This window comes from Selenomonas sputigena, assembly GCF_026015965.1.
GTDB lineage: Bacteria > Bacillota > Negativicutes > Selenomonadales > Selenomonadaceae > Selenomonas.
Genome location: NZ_CP110383.1, coordinates 1,317,032 through 1,336,230, shown reverse-complemented (window position 1 = coordinate 1,336,230; position 19,199 = coordinate 1,317,032). Strand labels below are relative to the sequence as shown.

Sequence of the window (19,199 nt, the reverse complement as noted above, 5' to 3'; positions counted from 1 at the left end):
TAAAAATTGAAAACAAGCAGGATTTCCCTAGAAGAGAGAGAAAGAAAGTAAGTGGAAGCTATAAACTCAACTTTTTTATGAAAGAGGTAGAGAAACATGGCAAAACTTGATCTGACAAAGTACGGGATTACCGGCGTGAAGGAAATCGTCCATAATCCGTCCTATGAACAGCTTTTCGAAGAAGAGATGAAGGCCGACCTCACGGGATTTGAGAAGGGAAAGCTCACGGAGCTTGATGCCGTGAATGTCATGACGGGCGTCTTTACGGGCCGTTCGCCGAAGGACAAGTTCATCGTCATGGACGAGAACTCCAAGGATACGGTCTGGTGGACCTCGGACGCCTATCCGAACGACAACCATCCGGCAAGTCAGGAGACGTGGGAAGAACTCAAGAAGATTGCGAAAAAGGAGCTTTCCGACAAGCGTCTCTTCGTCGTCGATGCTTTCTGTGGTGCGAACAAGAATACGCGCATGGCCGTGCGATTTATCGTCGAGGTCGCATGGCAGGCGCATTTCGTCAGCAATATGTTCATCCTGCCCTCGAAGGAGGAGTTGGAGAACTTCGAGCCGGATTTCGTCGTCTACAATGCGTCGAAAGCGAAGGTTGAGAACTACAAGGAGCTCGGACTTCATTCGGAGACGGCGGTCGCCTTCAATATCACGAGCCGCGAGCAGGTCATCATCAATACGTGGTACGGCGGCGAGATGAAGAAGGGCATGTTCTCGATGATGAACTACTACCTGCCGCTGAAGGGCATCGCCGCCATGCACTGCTCGGCCAATACGGATCTCGAGGGCAAGAATACGGCGATCTTCTTCGGCCTCTCGGGTACGGGAAAGACGACGCTCTCGACCGACCCGAAGCGCCTCTTGATCGGCGACGACGAGCATGGCTGGGACGACAACGGCGTCTTCAACTTCGAGGGCGGCTGCTACGCGAAGGTCATCAACCTCGACAAGGATTCCGAGCCGGACATCTACAACGCCATCTGCCGCGACGCTCTCCTGGAGAATGTCACGGTCGACGAGAACGGCAAGGTTGATTTTGCCGATAAGTCCGTGACGGAGAATACGCGCGTCTCCTATCCGATCGACCACATCAAGAACATCGTGCGTCCGATTTCTTCTGCGCCTCCGGCCAAAGAGGTCATCTTCCTTTCGGCGGACGCCTTCGGCGTGCTGCCGCCCGTCGCGATTCTGACGCCGGAGCAGATGGAGTATTACTTCCTCTCGGGCTTCACGGCGAAGCTCGCGGGCACGGAGCGCGGCATCACGGAGCCGACGCCGACGTTCTCGGCATGCTTCGGTCAGGCGTTCCTCGAACTGCCGCCGACGAAGTATGCACAGGAGCTCGTCAAGAGGGTGCGCCAGAGCGACGCCAAGGCATATCTCGTGAACACGGGATGGAACGGCACGGGCAAGCGCATTTCCATCAAGGATACGCGCGGCATCATCGACGCGATCCTGAACGGCTCGATCAACAAGGCGCCGACGAAGAAGCTCAAGTACTTTGAGTTCGACATCCCGACGGAACTTGCAGGCGTCGATACGAAGATCCTCGACCCACGCGACACCTATGCCGATCCGGCCGAGTGGGACAAGAAGGCGCAGGATCTCGCCGGTCGCTTCATCAAGAACTTCAAGAAGTACGAGACGGATGACGAGGGCAGGGCGCTCGTCGCTGCCGGTCCGAAACTCTAAGCAGCTTTCGGGCGGCTTTTGGGCGAAAGCGCTTCCAGCAATATCGTGATAGGAAAAAGGCGCGAAAAAGCGTGCCATGAAGAAGGAGCTCGCCTGCGATTCGATGCGGAGGCGGGCTCTCTTATGTTTTGCATCTTTCGGAGAGGGGGCGGCCATGGAGCTGCAGACGAGCCTTTTGGAGCTCAAAGGCGTCGGCGCGAAGAAATACGAGGCATTGAACAAGATCGGCCTCTTCACCGTCTATGACCTCCTGACCTATTATCCGCGCACATACGAAGACAGGCGCGTGCTGACGCCGCTCACCGCGCTCGCGGTCGGCGAGCAGCAGGCGGTCACAGGCGTCATCCGTCATATAGCCGAGAGGCGCACGGGGCGTGGCATTCATATCCTGAGCGTCGATATTGACGACGGCACGGGATTTTTGCAGGTCACGTTCTTCAATCAGAAGTTTCTCAAGGGAAAGCTCAAGGCGGGGATGCAGCTCTTTGCTGTCGGTAAGATTGATTATGCCTTCGGCGGGCGCGGCAAGAAGCAGATGAGCCAGGTCAAGGACTTCTCCCTGATGGAAAAAGGCGGGGAAGCGGCTCTGGGCATTTTGCCGGTCTATGCGGCTTCGGGCAGTCTGAATCAGAAGTTTTTCCGCACGCTTCTCACAGGAGTATTTCAAGGAATCGGTAAGATCGTGGAGACCTTGCCCGAGAGCATCTGCCAGCGCTATCGTCTCGTCGCGCGAGAAGAGGCGTATCGCGAGGTGCATTTTCCCGAATCGCCCGAGGCGCTGCATCTCGCGCGGGAAAGACTGATCTTCGAGGAGCTTTACCTCATCCAGTGTGGGCTTCTTCTCCTGCGCCGCGAGAGTCGTGAAAAAAAGAAGGGCGTGCGCCATCTCGGCGCGAGCCGCCTTTCGCGCGAGGCGCGTGAGGCTTTGCCGTTCCGCTTGACAGAGGACCAGGAAAAGGCGTGGCGCGACATTCGGCAGGACATGGAGCTTGCCTTGCCGATGCGCCGCCTCGTGCAGGGGGACGTCGGCTCGGGCAAGACGGCGCTCGCCCTCTTGGCACTCGTCAAGACGGTGGAAAACGGCTTTCAGGGTGCATTCATGGCGCCGACGGAAATCTTGGCGCGTCAGCATTTCGATAAGTTCAGCGAATTGCTGCGAGATCTGCCCGTGCGTCTGCTGCTCCTGACGGGAAGATTGTCGAAGAAGGAACGCGAGGCGGCGTACGAGGCGATCGAGGCGCACGATGTCGATATCGTGATCGGCACGCATGCCTTGATCCAGGAGCCTGTCGCCTTCGCCTCGCTCGGCCTCGTCGTGACGGATGAGCAGCATCGCTTCGGCGTCGAGCAGCGAGCGGCGCTCGAAAAGCGTGCGCACCTGACGCCCGACATGCTCGTCATGACGGCGACGCCGATTCCACGCACGATGACCTTGACGGTCTACGGCGATCTCGACGTCTCGCGCATCGAGCATCTGCCACCGGGGCGCGTGCCCGTCGAGACCTTCGTGCGCACGCCCGACCGGCGCGACCGCATCTATCGCTTCGTGCGCCAAGAGATTGAAAAGGGCAGGCAGGCCTATGTCGTCTGTCCGCTCGTCGAGCAGAGCGACACGCTCGACCTGCCGTCGGCGCAGGAGGTCTACGAGGAACTCAGCGCGGGCGTGTTCCGTGAAGTGCGATGCGGCCTCGTGCATGGCAAACTTCGAGGCAAGGAGAAGGAAGCCGTCATGGCGGACTTCCATGCGGGCAAGATCGATGTCCTCGTGACGACGACAGTCATCGAGGTGGGGGTAGACGTGCCGAACGCGAGCATCATGGTCATTGAGAATGCCGAGCGCTTCGGCCTCGCGCAGCTTCATCAGCTGCGCGGACGCGTGGGCAGGGGGGCGCATCGTTCCTACTGCATCCTCGTTTCGGCGGCGCGAACCGCTGCGGCGAAGAAACGGCTTGCCCTTTTGGAGAGCATGCGCGACGGCTTCGTGCTCGCCGAGGAGGATTTGAAGCTCAGAGGCCCCGGTCAATTCTTCGGCGCGATGCAGCACGGCCTGCCTGATCTCAAGATGGCAGACGCCCTGCGCGACGTCGATATTCTGCTCAAGGCGCGTCGCGCGGCGCTCGAAACGATGGAAAGCCCCGCAATGCGCAAGGAGGTTGCTGAAATCCTGCGGCTTGAGTACAAGGAATTTTTTGCGAAGATCACGGAGGTCTGAAAAGACGTGTGCGGCTGCATCTTCGATACATCTCTCATAATGGTATGGGGAATAAAATAAAAAAGAAAGACCGTTTCTTGGCAGGAGTTTCCTGTGCCTTTGATGAATCTTATTGAAAGATACGAATTTCGCATTTACGGAGGAAGTTTATGGTAGAGGCAGCGGAGAAGTTCAAGCGGTATTTGCAGCGGCATAAGATTGACAGCTTTGAGCGCGAGGAGCTTGGCGATGAGCATGAGAGCGTGATTTTTCGCTCGACCGTTGAGGTGCAGGGACAGTATGTGCCGCTCGGGGTCATTTTCGACGATACAATCTATGTGATTGTACGAGCCAATCTTGCGCCGAAGGCACTGAATGATGACAACGCCTATGAGGTGACGAATTTCATCATGCGCCTGAACAACGGCAACAAACTGTTCAAGTATTATCTTGCGCCTGATACGTCTGTCATCCTTGACGCCTGCATCCCGATGACGCAGAAGAACTATTCGGCCGATCTCGTCAATACGATCGTGGGCGTCGTCGCACGGGAGGTCAGGAAGCGCCACAGCGAGTTCATGAGCTTGATTTGGCAGAAGGCTTGAGATGCGGAAATATTGCAGCCGTGTCGTTTGAGAGGTGATTTTGTGCTGAAGAAGGGAATAATTCTGGCGGGCGGCTCGGGAACGCGGCTCTATCCGCTGACAAAGGTCGTGTCGAAGCAGCTCATGCCGGTCTTTGACAAGCCAATGATCTACTATCCGTTGAGCACGCTGATGCTCGCCGGACTGGAGGACATCCTCGTCATCACGACGCCGCAGGACAGCACGATGTTTTCTGCTATGCTCGGCGACGGCAGCCAATGGGGCATTCATATCTCCTATGCCGTGCAGCCGAGCCCGGACGGCTTGGCGCAGGCGTTCCTCATCGGCGAGAATTTCATCGGCGGCGACGGCTGCGCGCTTGTCTTGGGCGACAACATCTTCTACGGCGCTGACCTTGCACGGCTTTTGCAGCGTGCGACGGCACGCGAGGCGGGCGCGACGGTGTTCGCCTACTACGTGCGCGACCCGCAGCGCTATGGCGTCGTGGAGTTTGATGAGACGGGGTGCGCTGTCAGTTTGGAGGAAAAACCTGAGATGCCGCGCTCGAACTATGCGGTGACGGGGCTGTACTTCTACGACAACGATGTCGTTGAGATCGCGAAGGTGGTCAAGCCGTCGGCACGCGGCGAGCTTGAGATCACGGATGTGAACCGCGCGTATTTGGAGCGCGGTGACCTTCAGGTGGAGAAGATGCGCAGGGGATTCGCGTGGCTCGATACAGGCACGCATGAGTCGCTTCTGCAGGCGGCGACGTTCGTCGAGACGATTCAGGATCGCCAGGGTCTCAAGATCGCCTGCATCGAGGAGATAGCCTACCGCATGGGACATATTGATGCGGAGCAGGTTCTGCGCCTCGCGCAGCCTTTGATGAAGAACGACTACGGGCGCTATTTGGAGCAACTGGTCAAGGGATAGGAGAACGAGAAATGAATGTGACGGAAACGCGCCTCAAGGGTGTCTTTATCTTGGAACCGAAGGTGTTCGGCGATGCACGCGGCTGGTTCATGGAGAGCTGGTCGAAAAAGAAGATGGAAGAGGCGGGTCTCTTCTACGACTTCGTGCAGGACAATCAGTCTTTCTCAGCGGAAAAGGGTACGCTGCGCGGACTTCACTACCAGAAGAATCCCATGGCGCAGGCGAAACTCCTGCGCTGCACGCGCGGCGAGATCTTAGACGTCGCCGTTGACATACGAAAGGGTTCGCCGCAGTATGCGAAGTGGGTTTCCGTGCGCCTTTCGGCGGAAAACAAGAGACAGCTGATGATTCCGCGCGGTTTCGCGCATGGTTTCATCACCTTGACGGATGACGTCGAGGTGCAGTACAAGGCGGACAATTACTATGCGCCGGAGTGCGACGGCAACATTCTTTGGAGCGATCCTGTCATCGGCGTTGACTGGGAGATCGCGCCGACGGTTCTTTCGGCGAAGGACGAGGCGGCGCCGCCGCTCGCCGAGCGGGAAGCTCAGCTCAATTTCGTCTATGGGGAGGAAAAGGCGTGAAGTATCTTGTGACTGGCGGCGCCGGCTTTATCGGTAGCAATTTTGTCCACTATATGATGAAGGCGCACGCGGATGCAGAGATTCTTTGCGTCGATGCGCTGACGTATGCGGGCGACTATGAATCTCTGCTCGATCTCGCAGAAGAGCCGCGCTTTCGCTTCGCCCACTGCAATATATGCGACCGCGAGGCGATTTACGCGCTCTTTCGCGCCGAGAAACCCGATGTCGTTGTGAATTTCGCGGCGGAAAGTCATGTCGACCGCTCGATCGAGACGCCGGAGATCTTCCTGCAGACGAACATCATCGGCACGAGCGTTCTCATGGACGCTTGCCGCGAGTACGGCATTTCGCGCTACCATCAGGTGTCGACGGATGAAGTCTACGGCGATTTGCCGCTCGACCGCCCCGATCTCTTCTTCACTGAGGAGACTCCCTTGCATACGTCGAGCCCGTATTCATCCTCGAAGGCGAGCGCCGATCTCCTCGTACTCGCTTATAGTCGCACATACGGCCTGCCCGTGACGATCTCGCGCTGCTCGAACAACTATGGCCTGTACCATTTTCCCGAGAAACTCATCCCGCTGATGATCGTCAAGGCGCTTGCCGACGAGCAGCTTCCCGTCTATGGCGACGGCGCCAACGTGCGCGACTGGCTCTACGTCGAGGATCACTGCCGCGCCATTGACCTCGTGCTGCAGAAGGGACGCACGGGAGAGGTCTACAACATCGGCGGTCACAACGAACGCGCCAACATCGACGTCGTCAAGGTCATCCTTCGCGCCTTGAAGAAGCCTGAGAGCCTCATCTCGTATGTGGCGGACAGGAAGGGACATGACCGCCGCTATGCGATCGATCCGACGAAGATCCATACGGAACTCGGCTGGCTGCCCGAGACGAGATTCGAAGACGGCATCGAGCGCACGATTGCATGGTATCTGGAAAACCGCGCATGGTGGCAGCATATCCTCGACGGCAGCTATCGAAAAGCGTATCCGAGCGCATGAAATTTTTTACAAAAAGGGCTTGCGCTTTTTGCTTTCGTGCTGTATACTAGCAAAGTAACTTGTCCACGGGGGCGTAGCTCAGCTGGGAGAGCGCTTGCATGGCATGCAAGAGGTCAGGGGTTCGATCCCCCTCGTCTCCACCATAGGGTATTCAAGCGGTTTTCTGCTTAGGCGCAGAAGCCGCTTTTTGTTTTAGAGAAAATACGGCAGGGATTCTCCTGTCGAAGGGAGGCTGCGGCATGGGCGAACTGCCGAGCATACATCAGTTGGAATGTTTCATCATCTATGGCAGGGTCAGGAATTTTTCGCTTGCCGCACAGGAAGCGAATATTACACAGTCAGCGTTCAGCATGCAGATGAAGAAGCTCGAAGAGGTGGTTGGCGTCACTTTGATCCGCCGCTCGACGCGCGGCAGCGACTTGACGGAGGAGGGCGCGGCGTTTCTGGCGAAAGCGCAGCTTTGCGTCGAGCAGCTGAGGGACGCGGTGGCGAAGGTGCAAGAAAGCGTGAAACGCAAGCCTGTCGAGCTAAATGTCGCCGTACTGCGCTCTCTGGGCGATGTTCACATGAATCGTCATGTATCGTACTTTCAGAAGCAGAATGAGAAGATTTGCCTCAATGTTTTTGAAATGGAGGAAGATGAGATTCGATGTGGGCTTCTGGAAGACCGCATCGACGTTGCCTCGGTATATCGCTTGGAAGAGATGAGTTTTGACGGATGGGAGTGCGTGCATTTTTCCGATGATGACATCGTTTTTTATGCACCTTGCCTTGCGCGCGCCGAAGGCGATGCAACGCGATCTTGGGCGGCGAAGCAGCCGCTCGTGTTTTATCCCGTGAAGTCGTCGATGAATCGCGTCTACGAGCGCTACTTCGGTGAAGAGATGCCCGTAGTGGCGGCGCGTCTTTCGACGCCGTATGCGATGGTGCATTTTTGCCGGGAAAATCCGGCGGGTGCGCTCTTGCCGCGCCGCTTCATCGAAGCGCTCGGCATCACGTCGGGTTTCTCTTCCCTTGCCCCCGCGCTGACACTCGACGCTGTGCTTGTATATAAGAAGGAAAACCCGCGTCTGCGCCATATTCGTACCTACGTTGAATATGTTCAGAAAATTTATCGGAGTACGGGTGAGATGTGAGTGTGGAGATCACGTTGAGGAATGACGTCGGGAGTTATCGCTTTTTGCGATAACTCCCATCTTTTTTATGCGCTATACAAAACGGAGGTCGATGCTTATAATCGGGTACAGTTCATTTTTAAGAAATCGCCGCAGCGCTAAGAAGCGCGTTCGGTAAAGAAAGGTCGTTGTTAAACGTGGAACATGAAAAGTTATGGACGAAGGAGTTCATTCTTGATACCTTGGTGAACTTCTTGATCTATATCATCTATTACATGCTCATGGTCATCATCGCATCCGAAGCGATCAAGACGCTCAACGCGTCGATGAGCGAGGCGGGGCTGGCATCCGGCATCTTCATCCTCGGCACACTGCTCGCACGCATGGTCGCCGGTCATTCCATCGAGCTTTATGGAAGAAAGTTCATGCTCTATGCAGGCATCATCTTCTATCTTGCGACGACGCTCCTGTATTTCTTCGTCGATTCCCTTTCCATGCTCTACATCGTGCGCTGTCTGAACGGCATCGGCTACGGCATCGCCTCGACGGCGACGAGCACGATCGTATCGAGCATCATTCCTGTGACGCGCCGCGGCGAGGGCATCAACTACTACGCCTTGAGCATGAGCCTCGCTGCCGCCATCGGCCCATTCCTCGGCATGCTCATGCAGCATACGATGACGTTCAATTACATCATTGATTTCTGCGTCGCCATGCTCGTCGTCTGCCTCGTTTCCATCGTCGCCCTCAAGGTGCCGGAGATGGAGCTTTCGGCAGAGAAGAAGGCGGAGCTTAAGAAGTTCAGCATTAGCAACTTCTTGGAGCCGAAGGTCACGTCCATTTCCATCGTGGCGTTCATCATGGGCATCAGCTATTCGAGTGTTCTGAGCTTCCTTGCGACGTATGCGCAGGAACTTGGTCTCATCGGCGCAGGCACGGTATTCTTCCTTGTCTACGCCCTGACGATCACGCTCGCACGTCCTGTTGCCGGCGTCATGTTCGACCGCAAGGGAGAGGACTTCGTGATGTACCCGACATATGCGTGCCTTGCCATCGGGCTTCTGCTACTGAGCGTCACGACGCAAAGCTGGACGCTTCTCCTCGCGGGCGTGTTCGTTGGCCTCGGCTACGGCACGTTCATGTCGAACGGGCAGGCGATCTGCGTGAAGCTCGTCACCGAGTATCGCATCGGCGTCGCCGTATCGACGTACTTCATCGCGCTCGACCTCGGTCTCGGCGTCGGCCCCTATGCGCTTGGCGCGTTCAAGGACGGCATTGGTTTCGAAGGCATCTATGCCGCCTGCGGTGTAGCCGCACTCCTTTGTGCAGGACTTTATTACCTGCTCTATGCGAGAAAGCGCGACGCTGCGCCCGTCGTGGAGATGAAGCTGGAAACAGAAGCAGAGTGAAAGAACAAAAAGGGGAGCTGCGGCAAGCGGCTCCTCTTTTTGTTCTATTCCAGTGGACAAAATGAAAGAAAAGAAAGATGTTGACAGGCGTGAAGTCTTCGTGTAGAATAGGTCAAGTCGCGAAGAGAGCGGACAGCAAGTGAAAGGTTCGGAGAAAAACGGCTCCTGAGTCCTGGCGGACATGAAAAACGGTGCTTGACAAAATTCACTGAAGCGAGTATACTAAATAGGCTAGCTCAACCGAGCGGCGAACAGCCGAAGTAATTCGGCGGTGTTCCTTGAAAACTAAACAATGCAGAAATGAATCATCTATATGATTCAAGCCAGATGTCCATCAAGAGAAATCTTGATGAAACATCGATTGTGAACTACATTTGTAAAAGCAATCGACAATTTCTTTATGCGATTCGAAAGAATCGTATCCAAAGATAAAAGAGCCAATCACGGCTCTCTGCAAACTTGAAAAGTGATTTTCACTAATTCTACTGTGATGATACCATGGCTGGAGTTAGTGAAAAAAACGCAGAGATTTTTTCGCTAGGCAAGGAACGGCGAAGCAGCGTCCCGCAGACGTACTCGTGTACGTCGAGGACACGCGGCGAAGCCGTGACGCAGTATAGCGGAAAAAGATCAAGTTTTTTTCGGAGAGTTTGATCCTGGCTCAGGACGAACGCTGGCGGCGTGCTTAACACATGCAAGTCGAACGGGAACCTTTATTTCGGTAAAGGTGAGAGTGGCAAACGGGTGAGTAACACGTAGGCAACCTGCCGACAGGATGGGGACAACATTCCGAAAGGAATGCTAATACCGAATGAAGTCACCGGAGGGCATCCTCTGGTGATGAAAGATGGCCTCTGAATATGCTATCGCCTGTCGATGGGCCTGCGTCTGATTAGCCAGTTGGCGGGGTAACGGCCCACCAAAGCGACGATCAGTAGCCGGTCTGAGAGGATGAACGGCCACATTGGGACTGAGACACGGCCCAGACTCCTACGGGAGGCAGCAGTGGGGAATCTTCCACAATGGGCGAAAGCCTGATGGAGCAACGCCGCGTGAGTGAAGAAGGTCTTCGGATCGTAAAGCTCTGTTGCACGGGACGAAAACCGAGCTTGAGAATATTGAGTTTGGGTGACGGTACCGAGCGAGGAAGCCACGGCTAACTACGTGCCAGCAGCCGCGGTAATACGTAGGTGGCGAGCGTTGTCCGGAATTATTGGGCGTAAAGGGAGCGCAGGCGGACATATAAGTCCATCTTAAAAGTGCGGGGCTCAACCCCGTGAGGGGATGGAAACTGTATGCCTTGAGTGCAGGAGAGGAAAGCGGAATTCCCAGTGTAGCGGTGAAATGCGTAGATATTGGGAGGAACACCAGTGGCGAAGGCGGCTTTCTGGACTGTAACTGACGCTGAGGCTCGAAAGCCAGGGGAGCGAACGGGATTAGATACCCCGGTAGTCCTGGCCGTAAACGATGAATGCTAGGTGTAGGAGGTATCGACCCCTCCTGTGCCGGAGTTAACGCAATAAGCATTCCGCCTGGGGAGTACGGTCGCAAGACTGAAACTCAAAGGAATTGACGGGGGCCCGCACAAGCGGTGGAGTATGTGGTTTAATTCGACGCAACGCGAAGAACCTTACCAGGGCTTGACATTGAGTGAAAGAGCTAGAGATAGCTCCCTTCCTTCGGGAACACGAAAACAGGTGGTGCATGGCTGTCGTCAGCTCGTGTCGTGAGATGTTGGGTTAAGTCCCGCAACGAGCGCAACCCCTGTCCTTTGTTGCCAGCGCGTAATGGCGGGAACTCAAAGGAGACTGCCGCGGAGAACGCGGAGGAAGGCGGGGATGACGTCAAGTCATCATGCCCCTTATGTCCTGGGCTACACACGTACTACAATGGGATGGACAGAGGGAAGCGAAGGCGCGAGCCGGAGCGGACCCCACAAACCATCCCCCAGTTCGGATTGCAGGCTGCAACCCGCCTGCATGAAGTCGGAATCGCTAGTAATCGCAGGTCAGCATACTGCGGTGAATACGTTCCCGGGCCTTGTACACACCGCCCGTCACACCACGGAAGTCATTCACGCCCAAAGCCGGTGGGCCAACCGCAAGGAGGCAGCCGTCTAAGGCGGGGGCGATGACTGGGGTGAAGTCGTAACAAGGTAGCCGTATCGGAAGGTGCGGCTGGATCACCTCCTTTCTAGGGATACTGAGCTGTCGAAGAAGCAAGCCCGAAGGGCGTAGCTGATTCGGAAACAGCTCGTACGCGAAAACGTCCCAAGAACGCGAGCCGAAAGGCGAAGCGCGATTGGCAGACGTTGACCGCGCCGAGCCGTTGCAGCTTAATCTTAAGTCGAGGCATCAGGTTTTCTGCATTGTCTAGTTTTGAGGGAACACAGTTCTCTCAGAGTGGTACCTTGAAAACTACACAGAAGACAAAATGAAAGAAAATCATCGAAGGCTGTAGAAATACAGCAAAGATTTTCCGAACATTTTAGGATCACAAACCAAGCATCAGAAACAAATGATGCCTTGAGGCGAAACACACGGCGAAAGCCGTGGAAAAGTCAAGCTACGAAAGGCATACGGTGGATGCCTTGGCGTCAGGAGTCGAAGAAGGACGCGATCAGCTGCGAAAAGCCGTGGGGAGCCGCAAATAGGCCTCGATCCACGGATCTCCGAATGGGGCAACCCAGTGCGAGTCATGTCGCACTACCCGAAAGGGAGACAAACCCGGTGAACTGAAACATCTAAGTAGCCGGAGGAAAAGTAATCAAACGAGATTCCCTCAGTAGCGGCGAGCGAAGCGGGAAGAGCCCAAACCGAAAGCTTTCGGGCTTTCGGGGTTGAGGACCAGCACAAAGGGAAAGCAGCCTAGTGGAACGGCATGGGAAGGCCGGGCGAAGAGAGTGAAACCCTCGTACACGAAAGGATGAAGAACGGGCTGGAATCCAGAGTACCACGGGACACGAGGAACCCTGTGGGAAGCCGGGTGGACCACCATCCAAGGCAAAATACTACCTGACGACCGATAGAGGAAAGTACCGTGAGGGAAAGGCGAAAAGAACCGCGGGAGCGGAGTGAAATAGAACCTGAAACCGTATGTCCACAAGCAGTCGAAGCGCTTTATATGCGCGACGGCGTGCCTATTGAAGAATGAACCGGCGAGTTATCCTGTCGAGCGAGGTTAAGCGGAAAACGCGGAGCCGAAGCGAAAGCGAGTCTTAAAAGGGCGAAGAGTTCGACGGGGTAGACCCGAAACCACAGTGATCTATGCATGGCCAGGCTGAAACTCAGGTAAAATTGAGCGGAGGGCCGAACCCGTGAGTGTTGAAAAACTTTGGGATGAGCTGTGCATAGGGGTGAAATGCCAATCGAACGTGGAGATAGCTGGTTCTCCCCGAAATAGCTTTAGGGCTAGCCTCGAGTGATGCATGCAGACGGTAGAGCACTGATCGGGCAAGGGGGCGTAAAGCCTACCGACCCCAGTCAAACTGCGAATGGCTGCATGTCAAACTCGGGAGTCAGCGTGCGAGTGATAAGACCCGTACGCAAGAGGGAAACAGCCCAGACCGCCAGCTAAGGTCCCCAATGCTGTACTAAGTGGAAAAGGATGTAGGAATTCGAAAACAACCAGGATGTTGGCTCAGAAGCAGCCACCATTTAAAGAGTGCGTAATAGCTCACTGGTCGAGAGTCCCTGCGCCGAAAATATCCGGGGCTCAAGTACAGAACCGAAGCTGCGGCTGCATACGAAAGTATGCGGGGTAGGGGAGCGTACCATGCGCGGCGAAGCCGTACCGGAAGGAGCGGTGGAGTGCATGGCAGTGAGAATGCCGGTATGAGTAGCGAAAAGGCCAGCAAGAATCTGGCCCACCGAAAGCCTGAGGTTTCCTGGGCAACGCTCGTCGTCCCAGGGTCAGTCGGGACCTAAGCCGAGGCAGCAAGCATAGGCGATGGACAACTGGCAAACATTCCAGTACCGCAGGGAGTCGTTTGAGTGATGGAGTGACGCAGGAGGGAGCTTGGGCGCGCGAATGGAAGAGCGCGTCGAAGCCGGTAGGCTGCAAGGGAGGCAAATCCCCCTTGTAAAAGCCGAGACGTGACAGGGAGGCAAACCTATGGGTGAGCCGAAGCCGAGCGGACCACACTGCCGAGAAAAGCTTCTAGCGAGACAAACTGCGCCCGTACCGAAACCGACACAGGCAGGCAGGGAGAGGATCCTAAGGTGCGCGGGAAAACCCTCGTTAAGGAACTCTGCAAATTGCATCCGTAACTTCGGGAAAAGGATGGCCGGAACTGGTGAAGACCCCTGCGGTTGGAGCCGGGGCCGGCGACAGAAGAGAAGCCCAAGCGACTGTTTACCACAAACACAGGTGCCTGCAAAAGAGAAATCTGACGTATAGGTGCTGACGCCTGCCCGGTGCTGGAAGGTTAAGGGGAGAGGTCAGGAGCAATCCGAAGCCTTGAGCTGAAGCCCCAGTAAACGGCGGCCGTAACTATAACGGTCCTAAGGTAGCGAAATTCCTTGTCGGGTAAGTTCCGACCCGCACGAAAGGCGTAACGATTTGGGCACTGTCTCGACGAGGGGCCCGGTGAAATTGAAATACCTGTGAAGATGCAGGTTACCCGCGACTGGACAGAAAGACCCCATGGAGCTTTACTGCAGCTTGGCATTGATGCCCGGCGGATGATGTACAGGATAGGTGGGAGGCTAAGAAAGGCGGCCGCAAGGACGCCCGGAGCCGCTGTTGGGATACCACCCTTCCTCCGCTGGTCATCTAACCGGAGTAGTTACGACACTCGGGACAGTGCCAGGTGGGCAGTTTGACTGGGGCGGTCGCCTCCGAAAGAGCAACGGAGGCGTCCAAAGGTTCCCTCAGCGCGGACAGAAATCGCGCGAAGAGCATAAAGGCAGAAGGGAGCTTGACTGCGAGACCGACAAGTCGAGCAGGTACGAAAGTAGGGCTTAGTGATCCGGTGGAATGAGAGTGGAATTGCCATCGCTCAACGGATAAAAGCTACCCTGGGGATAACAGGCTAATCTCTCCCAAGAGTCCATATCGACGGGGAGGTTTGGCACCTCGATGTCGGCTCATCACATCCTGGGGCTGAAGCAGGTCCCAAGGGTTGGGCTGTTCGCCCATTAAAGTGGTACGTGAGCTGGGTTCAGAACGTCGTGAGACAGTTCGGTCCATATCCATCGCGGGCGGAAGAAACCTGAAGGGGGCTGCTCCTAGTACGAGAGGACCGGAGTGGACGGACCAACGGTGTACCAGTCATGGCGCCAGCCGTGCAGCTGGGTAGCTGCGTCCGGAAAGGATAAACGCTGAAAGCATCTAAGCGTGAAACCAGCCCTAAGATGAAGTTTCTCACGGAGTAATCCGGTAAGGCGCCTCAAAGACGATGAGGTTGATAGGCGGGGAGTGGAAGCGCTGCAAGGCGTGCAGCCGACCCGTACTAATACGCCGAGGGCTTGACCTACTGACCTGTCCAAGAGACGAAAGTCGATTGGGTAACAGGTCGTATGCGAAAACGTCCCAAGAACCAAGTCCCAAGGGGACGCAGGTGATTGGTTGACGTTGACCGCTAAGTTTCGTCACCCTAAAATGTTCTTGTCTTCTGTATAGTTTTGAGGGCACACCTCAACAAAGAAATCCAGTGGCGATAGCTGAGTGGTTCCACCTGTTCCCATCCCGAACACAGTCGTTAAGCACTCATACGTCGAAAGTACTTGGTTGGAGACGACCTGGGAGGATAGAAAGCTGCTGGTTCTGACATGCCACCGCTTTTGCGGTGGCATACCTTATGGCGGCTGTGGTGAAGTGGTTAACACACTGGATTGTGGCTCCAGCATTCGTGGGTTCGAGCCCCACCAGTCGCCCCATCTTAGGGGTATAGCTCAACTGGTAGAGCAACGGTCTCCAAAACCGTAGGTTGTGAGTTCAAGTCTTACTGCCCCTGCCATTGTCATATCGGCCTCATTTCTTGGAAATGAGGTTTTTTTTATTGCCTTCGAACAGGGAAAATGAATGTGTTATAATGATAGCGGAATTTTTGTCGAACTTCATGGTGGTACGGATAAGTTTAGGGCGAATAGGGGGAGCTTCATTTTATTCGTACTTCCTTATGAAAGTTCATGAGAATTTCGATATAAGAAGAGTTTAGAGTTATGGGAAACGACGCCGATTATGGCAACGGAGGAAAATAAGCGTGAACTATGGAGAAGTCGTTGAGGTTGATGTGGGAGGAGCGGGCGCAAATGTTCATCAGAGGGATGGTTTTGCGCGGCGAGAGATGGCGGCTAATCTCTGCGTCGGCGATGAGCCGCCGCTGGTGACAGTGTACTTTCAAGCCTACAATCATCTGGAAGATCAGACGAAGATGGCGATTCATTCCCTCCTTGCCTATACGCGGAACGTCGACCATGAGCTGCTGCTCGTTGACAACGGCTCGACCGACGGCACGCTGGACTTTTTCCGCAGCATTGAGCATCCGCGCAAGCGCATCTTCCATGTCAGGGAAAATCGCGGCGCTTTGTTTGGTTATCTGGCGGCAAAGGGAGCGGCGGGCAATGAATTCATCCGCGGCAGATACTTTGCCGCGATTCCGAGCGATGTCGTCGTCACGAAGGACTGGCTCAAGAATCTTGTCACGTGCATGGAATCTGATCCGCGCATCGGCATGGTCGTTCCCGCGGCAAACTATACAAGCTATTATCAGCAGGTGAAGCTGGAATTTTCTACATACGGAGAAATGCAGGAGGCCGCGGCTGCCTACAATGTCAGCGATTCGAAAAAGTGGGAGGAGCGCCTGCGCCTCATTCCTACAGCATCGCTGATGCGTTCTTCCCTGCGCAAGATGTATGAAGCCGATTATGGATTTTTTTATAATTTTGCTGATGATGATCTGTCCTTCACCTATCGCCGTCTCGGTTATCGCTTGATGTTTTGTCGTGATACCTTCGTCTACCATGCGCCGGGCACGGCGATGTCGGAGGAGGCTTATCAGATCGATCTGCGGGAAGGGCGGGAGACCTTTCGACGCAAATACTTTGGCGTTGATGCCTGGACGGATACGCGTCTGGATGATGAGCTTTGCCGTAAGTGCATGGATTCTTCGACGCCGTGCGAGGATAATCGCATTCTTGGCATAGATGTGCGCTGCGGCGCCAATCTGCTGCATTTCAAAAACTGCCTGCGGGCGTATGATTTGGGCAGGGCGACACTTTCCGCTTTCGTGCAGGATGCGAAGTATTGGGTCGATCTGAAGACGATCTGCAGCGGCGAGGTATTCTGTCAGCCTCTGCGAGATCTTGAAGCCGCTTTAGAAGGGCGCACCTATGACTATATCATTCTCGGCATGCCGCTTGCCGACTACGAAGATCCCAAGGCTCTGCTTGAAATCATGCGAGATCATCTTTCCATCGGCGGCAGGATGGCGGGGCGTATGGAAGAGGACGGCGAGGTCTTTTCCCTGGAGCGTTATGAGTGAGGTGGAAAGCGAATGAGATTTGCCGATTTGCGGCGCGCTATGTCGGCGAGGTGGCACAGCCGTGCCGTAGATGTTTCTTCTTTTGCGCATAGGGATATCTTTCTCTACGGAGCAGGAAATCTCGGCAAGAAGCTCAAGGCATCGCTGGAAGAGGCGGGCATTTCTGTCAAGGGATTGATCGACCGCCGTGCGGCGGCGCTGCGCGAGCAGGGCGTCGATGCCCTGACTTTGGAGGAAATGGCGGCGGTGCCGAAGGAGGAAAGCGTCGTCATTTTGTCGGCGCTTTTTTCCCTGGAGGATGAGCCTGCACTTCGCGAGGTGCTTCAGACGGCAGGCTTTCCGCTCGTCGTCGCGCTGCACGAGCTCGACTGGCGGAGTTTTGACAGTGCATCGTTCTGCCGCAACATCTTCATCGGTGACTACGACATCGAGCGCGACTTCGCCGGCGACGAAGAGGCTGTCCTTGCGGCATATGCGCTTTGGCAGACAGAGGCGGAACGCTTCTTCTACATGACGCAGATCGAGGCGTATCTGCGCCGTGATTTTTCCATCTTCCCCGATCCTTTGCCGCTGCGCCTGCAGTATGCGGCGCACGACGTGCCGGAGAAGGCGGACATGCGCTTCTTCGTTGACTGCGGCGCCTTTGACGGCGACACGCTGCGCGCTCTTTCGGCGGCGGGCAGAGAGATGCACGACTACTTTGCGTTTGAGCCGCAGCAGGAGCTCGTTACGCGCATCCATGCCGCAGCTGAGGAGCTCGCGATCCCGCGTGCGGTCATCGTGCCGTGCGGCGTTTCGAGCACGACGCAGCAGATCCGCTTCGGCGCGGCAGAGGAGGGCAAGTCCGCCGTGAAGCGGGAAGCGGCGGGCGCACACGTCATCCAGTGCGTATCGCTCGATACGATGTTCGCGGGCGAAGCGCCGACGTTCATCAAGATGGACATCGAGGGCATGGAGATCGAAGCCCTGCACGGCGCGGAAAGGCTTATCCGCGAGCATCATCCGCAGCTCGCGATCTGCATTTACCACGACATGTCGCATATCTGGCGCATACCGCTCTTGCTGCGCGAGTTTTACAGCGGCTATCGTTTCTATGTGCGCAATTATCAATATATGGGATTGGAAACCGTTGTCTATGCTTTTGCAGATGGAGAATAAATATGGCAGAAATCAAACCGAATTATGACACGAAGAGGAAGAAGCTTGCGGACATCATACCGCTGGCGCAGCCTTTCACCGTATACATCGAGCAGACGAAATACTGCAACTTCAAGTGCTTTTACTGCATCCATTCGACGCGCGACGAGGCGGGCGGCGAGTTCCAGAAGCTCGGGCACCGCATGCTGCACATGGATGAGGCGTACTTTGATAAGATCGTGCACGATCTCAAAGAGTTCCCGAAGGGCGGTGTCAAGCGCATCGTCTTTTCGGGGCTGGGTGAGCCGCTGACGAATCCGCTTTTGCCGACGTTCGTCAAAAAGATCGTCGACGCCGACATCGCGGGGCGTGTGGAGGTCATCACGAATGGGCTTCTGCTCACGCCCGAGAAGAGCGACGCACTCGTCGCGGCGGGTATCACGAACATCAACATCTCCGTGCAGGGGCTCGACGCCGCCGGCTATGAGAAGACGTGCGGCGTGCGCATCGACTTCGAGCAGTATCTCGAAAACCTGCGCTACCTCTTTGCTCACAAGAAGGATACGGCGATCTACATCAAGGCGATCGACGCGACCGTGCCGACGAAAGAGGAGCAGGAACGCTTCCTTTCGCTCTTCAGCCCGATGGCGGATCGCATCTATATCGAGCATCTCGTCGTCATGCAGCAGCAGATGGAAGACCTCAAGGGTGTCGTGGACGGCTCGAAGAATTTCTACGGCGAGGAGCTCGACCTCGACCGCAAGGTCTGCGCGCAGTCCTTCTACTTTCTGCAGATCGGCTGCGAGGGGCATACGTTTCCCTGTCCCGTGCCCGGACTGGGCAGGGGGCTGTCGATGGGCAATGCGAAGGAGCAGTCGCTCGTCGAGATCTGGAACGGCCCGAAGCGCCGGGCATTTTTGCGCATGCTGCTGCAAAAGCGCAAGGATGAGGTGCCCGAGTGTCGCGGCTGCACATGCTTCAATGCGATCAATAATCCGGCGGAGGATCTCGATGCGGATGCAGAAAGACTCCTGCCGCTCTTTTCCTGAGGA

The 19,199-nt window shown here is 55.7% G+C and carries 11 protein-coding genes, 3 tRNA genes and 3 rRNA genes; all 17 read left to right on the top strand.

The window, feature by feature from the left end; translation table 11 throughout:
* Positions 1 to 96: 96 nt before the first annotated feature.
* The 17 genes from pckA (at position 97) to OL236_RS06400 (ending at position 19,196) form a co-directional block, all read left to right on the top strand.
* The gene (pckA, locus tag OL236_RS06480; protein ID WP_265070019.1) at positions 97 to 1,701 is read left to right on the top strand and encodes a phosphoenolpyruvate carboxykinase (ATP); all 1,605 of its coding nucleotides are present in this window, start codon (positions 97 to 99) and stop codon (positions 1,699 to 1,701) included.
* A 154-nt stretch (positions 1,702 to 1,855) separates the two neighbouring features.
* Positions 1,856 to 3,913 (top strand): ATP-dependent DNA helicase RecG, encoded by a 2,058-nt coding sequence (gene recG / locus OL236_RS06475; RefSeq protein WP_265070018.1) that lies wholly within the window; start codon positions 1,856 to 1,858, stop codon positions 3,911 to 3,913.
* 149 nt (positions 3,914 to 4,062) lie between these two features.
* The gene (locus OL236_RS06470) at positions 4,063 to 4,497 is read left to right on the top strand and encodes a hypothetical protein (protein ID WP_009646867.1); all 435 of its coding nucleotides are present in this window, start codon (positions 4,063 to 4,065) and stop codon (positions 4,495 to 4,497) included.
* A gap of 42 nt (positions 4,498 to 4,539) precedes the next feature.
* Positions 4,540 to 5,412, top strand: coding sequence for a glucose-1-phosphate thymidylyltransferase RfbA (gene rfbA / locus OL236_RS06465; RefSeq protein ID WP_265071796.1), 873 nt, complete (start codon positions 4,540 to 4,542; stop codon positions 5,410 to 5,412).
* Positions 5,413 to 5,423: 11 nt separating this feature from the next.
* Positions 5,424 to 5,996: a dTDP-4-dehydrorhamnose 3,5-epimerase gene (gene rfbC, locus OL236_RS06460; protein ID WP_265070017.1), complete on the top strand. Its 573-nt coding sequence runs from the start codon at positions 5,424 to 5,426 to the stop codon at positions 5,994 to 5,996.
* On the top strand, positions 5,993 to 7,000 hold the full coding sequence (gene rfbB, locus OL236_RS06455) for a dTDP-glucose 4,6-dehydratase (RefSeq protein ID WP_265070016.1): 1,008 nt from the start codon (positions 5,993 to 5,995) through the stop codon (positions 6,998 to 7,000). The genes rfbC and rfbB overlap by 4 nt, the downstream gene beginning before the upstream one ends.
* A 67-nt stretch (positions 7,001 to 7,067) precedes the next feature.
* A tRNA-Ala gene (locus OL236_RS06450) sits at positions 7,068 to 7,143 on the top strand.
* 96 nt (positions 7,144 to 7,239) lie between these two features.
* Complete coding sequence (locus OL236_RS06445; protein ID WP_265070015.1) at positions 7,240 to 8,136, top strand: LysR family transcriptional regulator; 897 nt, start codon at positions 7,240 to 7,242, stop codon at positions 8,134 to 8,136.
* Positions 8,137 to 8,312: 176 nt separating this feature from the next.
* Positions 8,313 to 9,524: an MFS transporter gene (locus OL236_RS06440; RefSeq protein ID WP_265070014.1), complete on the top strand. Its 1,212-nt coding sequence runs from the start codon at positions 8,313 to 8,315 to the stop codon at positions 9,522 to 9,524.
* 638 nt (positions 9,525 to 10,162) lie between these two features.
* A 16S ribosomal RNA gene (locus tag OL236_RS06435) occupies positions 10,163 to 11,717 on the top strand.
* Between the two features lie 365 nt (positions 11,718 to 12,082).
* Positions 12,083 to 15,000: ribosomal RNA gene (locus tag OL236_RS06430) — 23S ribosomal RNA — on the top strand.
* 173 nt (positions 15,001 to 15,173) lie between these two features.
* Positions 15,174 to 15,290, top strand: a 5S ribosomal RNA gene (gene rrf, locus OL236_RS06425).
* Together the 16S, 23S and 5S rRNA genes with 2 tRNA genes alongside form the textbook arrangement of a ribosomal RNA operon.
* A gap of 37 nt (positions 15,291 to 15,327) precedes the next feature.
* A tRNA-His gene (locus tag OL236_RS06420) sits at positions 15,328 to 15,403 on the top strand.
* 4 nt (positions 15,404 to 15,407) lie between these two features.
* Positions 15,408 to 15,483 (top strand) — tRNA-Trp (locus tag OL236_RS06415).
* Positions 15,484 to 15,729: 246 nt separating this feature from the next.
* Entirely contained in the window at positions 15,730 to 17,010 is a 1,281-nt protein-coding gene (locus OL236_RS06410; RefSeq protein WP_265070013.1) for a glycosyltransferase family 2 protein, read from the top strand.
* A gap of 12 nt (positions 17,011 to 17,022) precedes the next feature.
* Positions 17,023 to 18,168, top strand: a complete 1,146-nt coding sequence (locus OL236_RS06405) for an FkbM family methyltransferase (protein ID WP_009645663.1) — start codon at positions 17,023 to 17,025, stop codon at positions 18,166 to 18,168.
* A 2-nt stretch (positions 18,169 to 18,170) separates the two neighbouring features.
* Positions 18,171 to 19,196, top strand: a complete 1,026-nt coding sequence (locus OL236_RS06400; RefSeq protein ID WP_009645722.1) for a radical SAM/SPASM domain-containing protein — start codon at positions 18,171 to 18,173, stop codon at positions 19,194 to 19,196.
* The last annotated feature ends 3 nt before the right edge of the window (positions 19,197 to 19,199 follow it).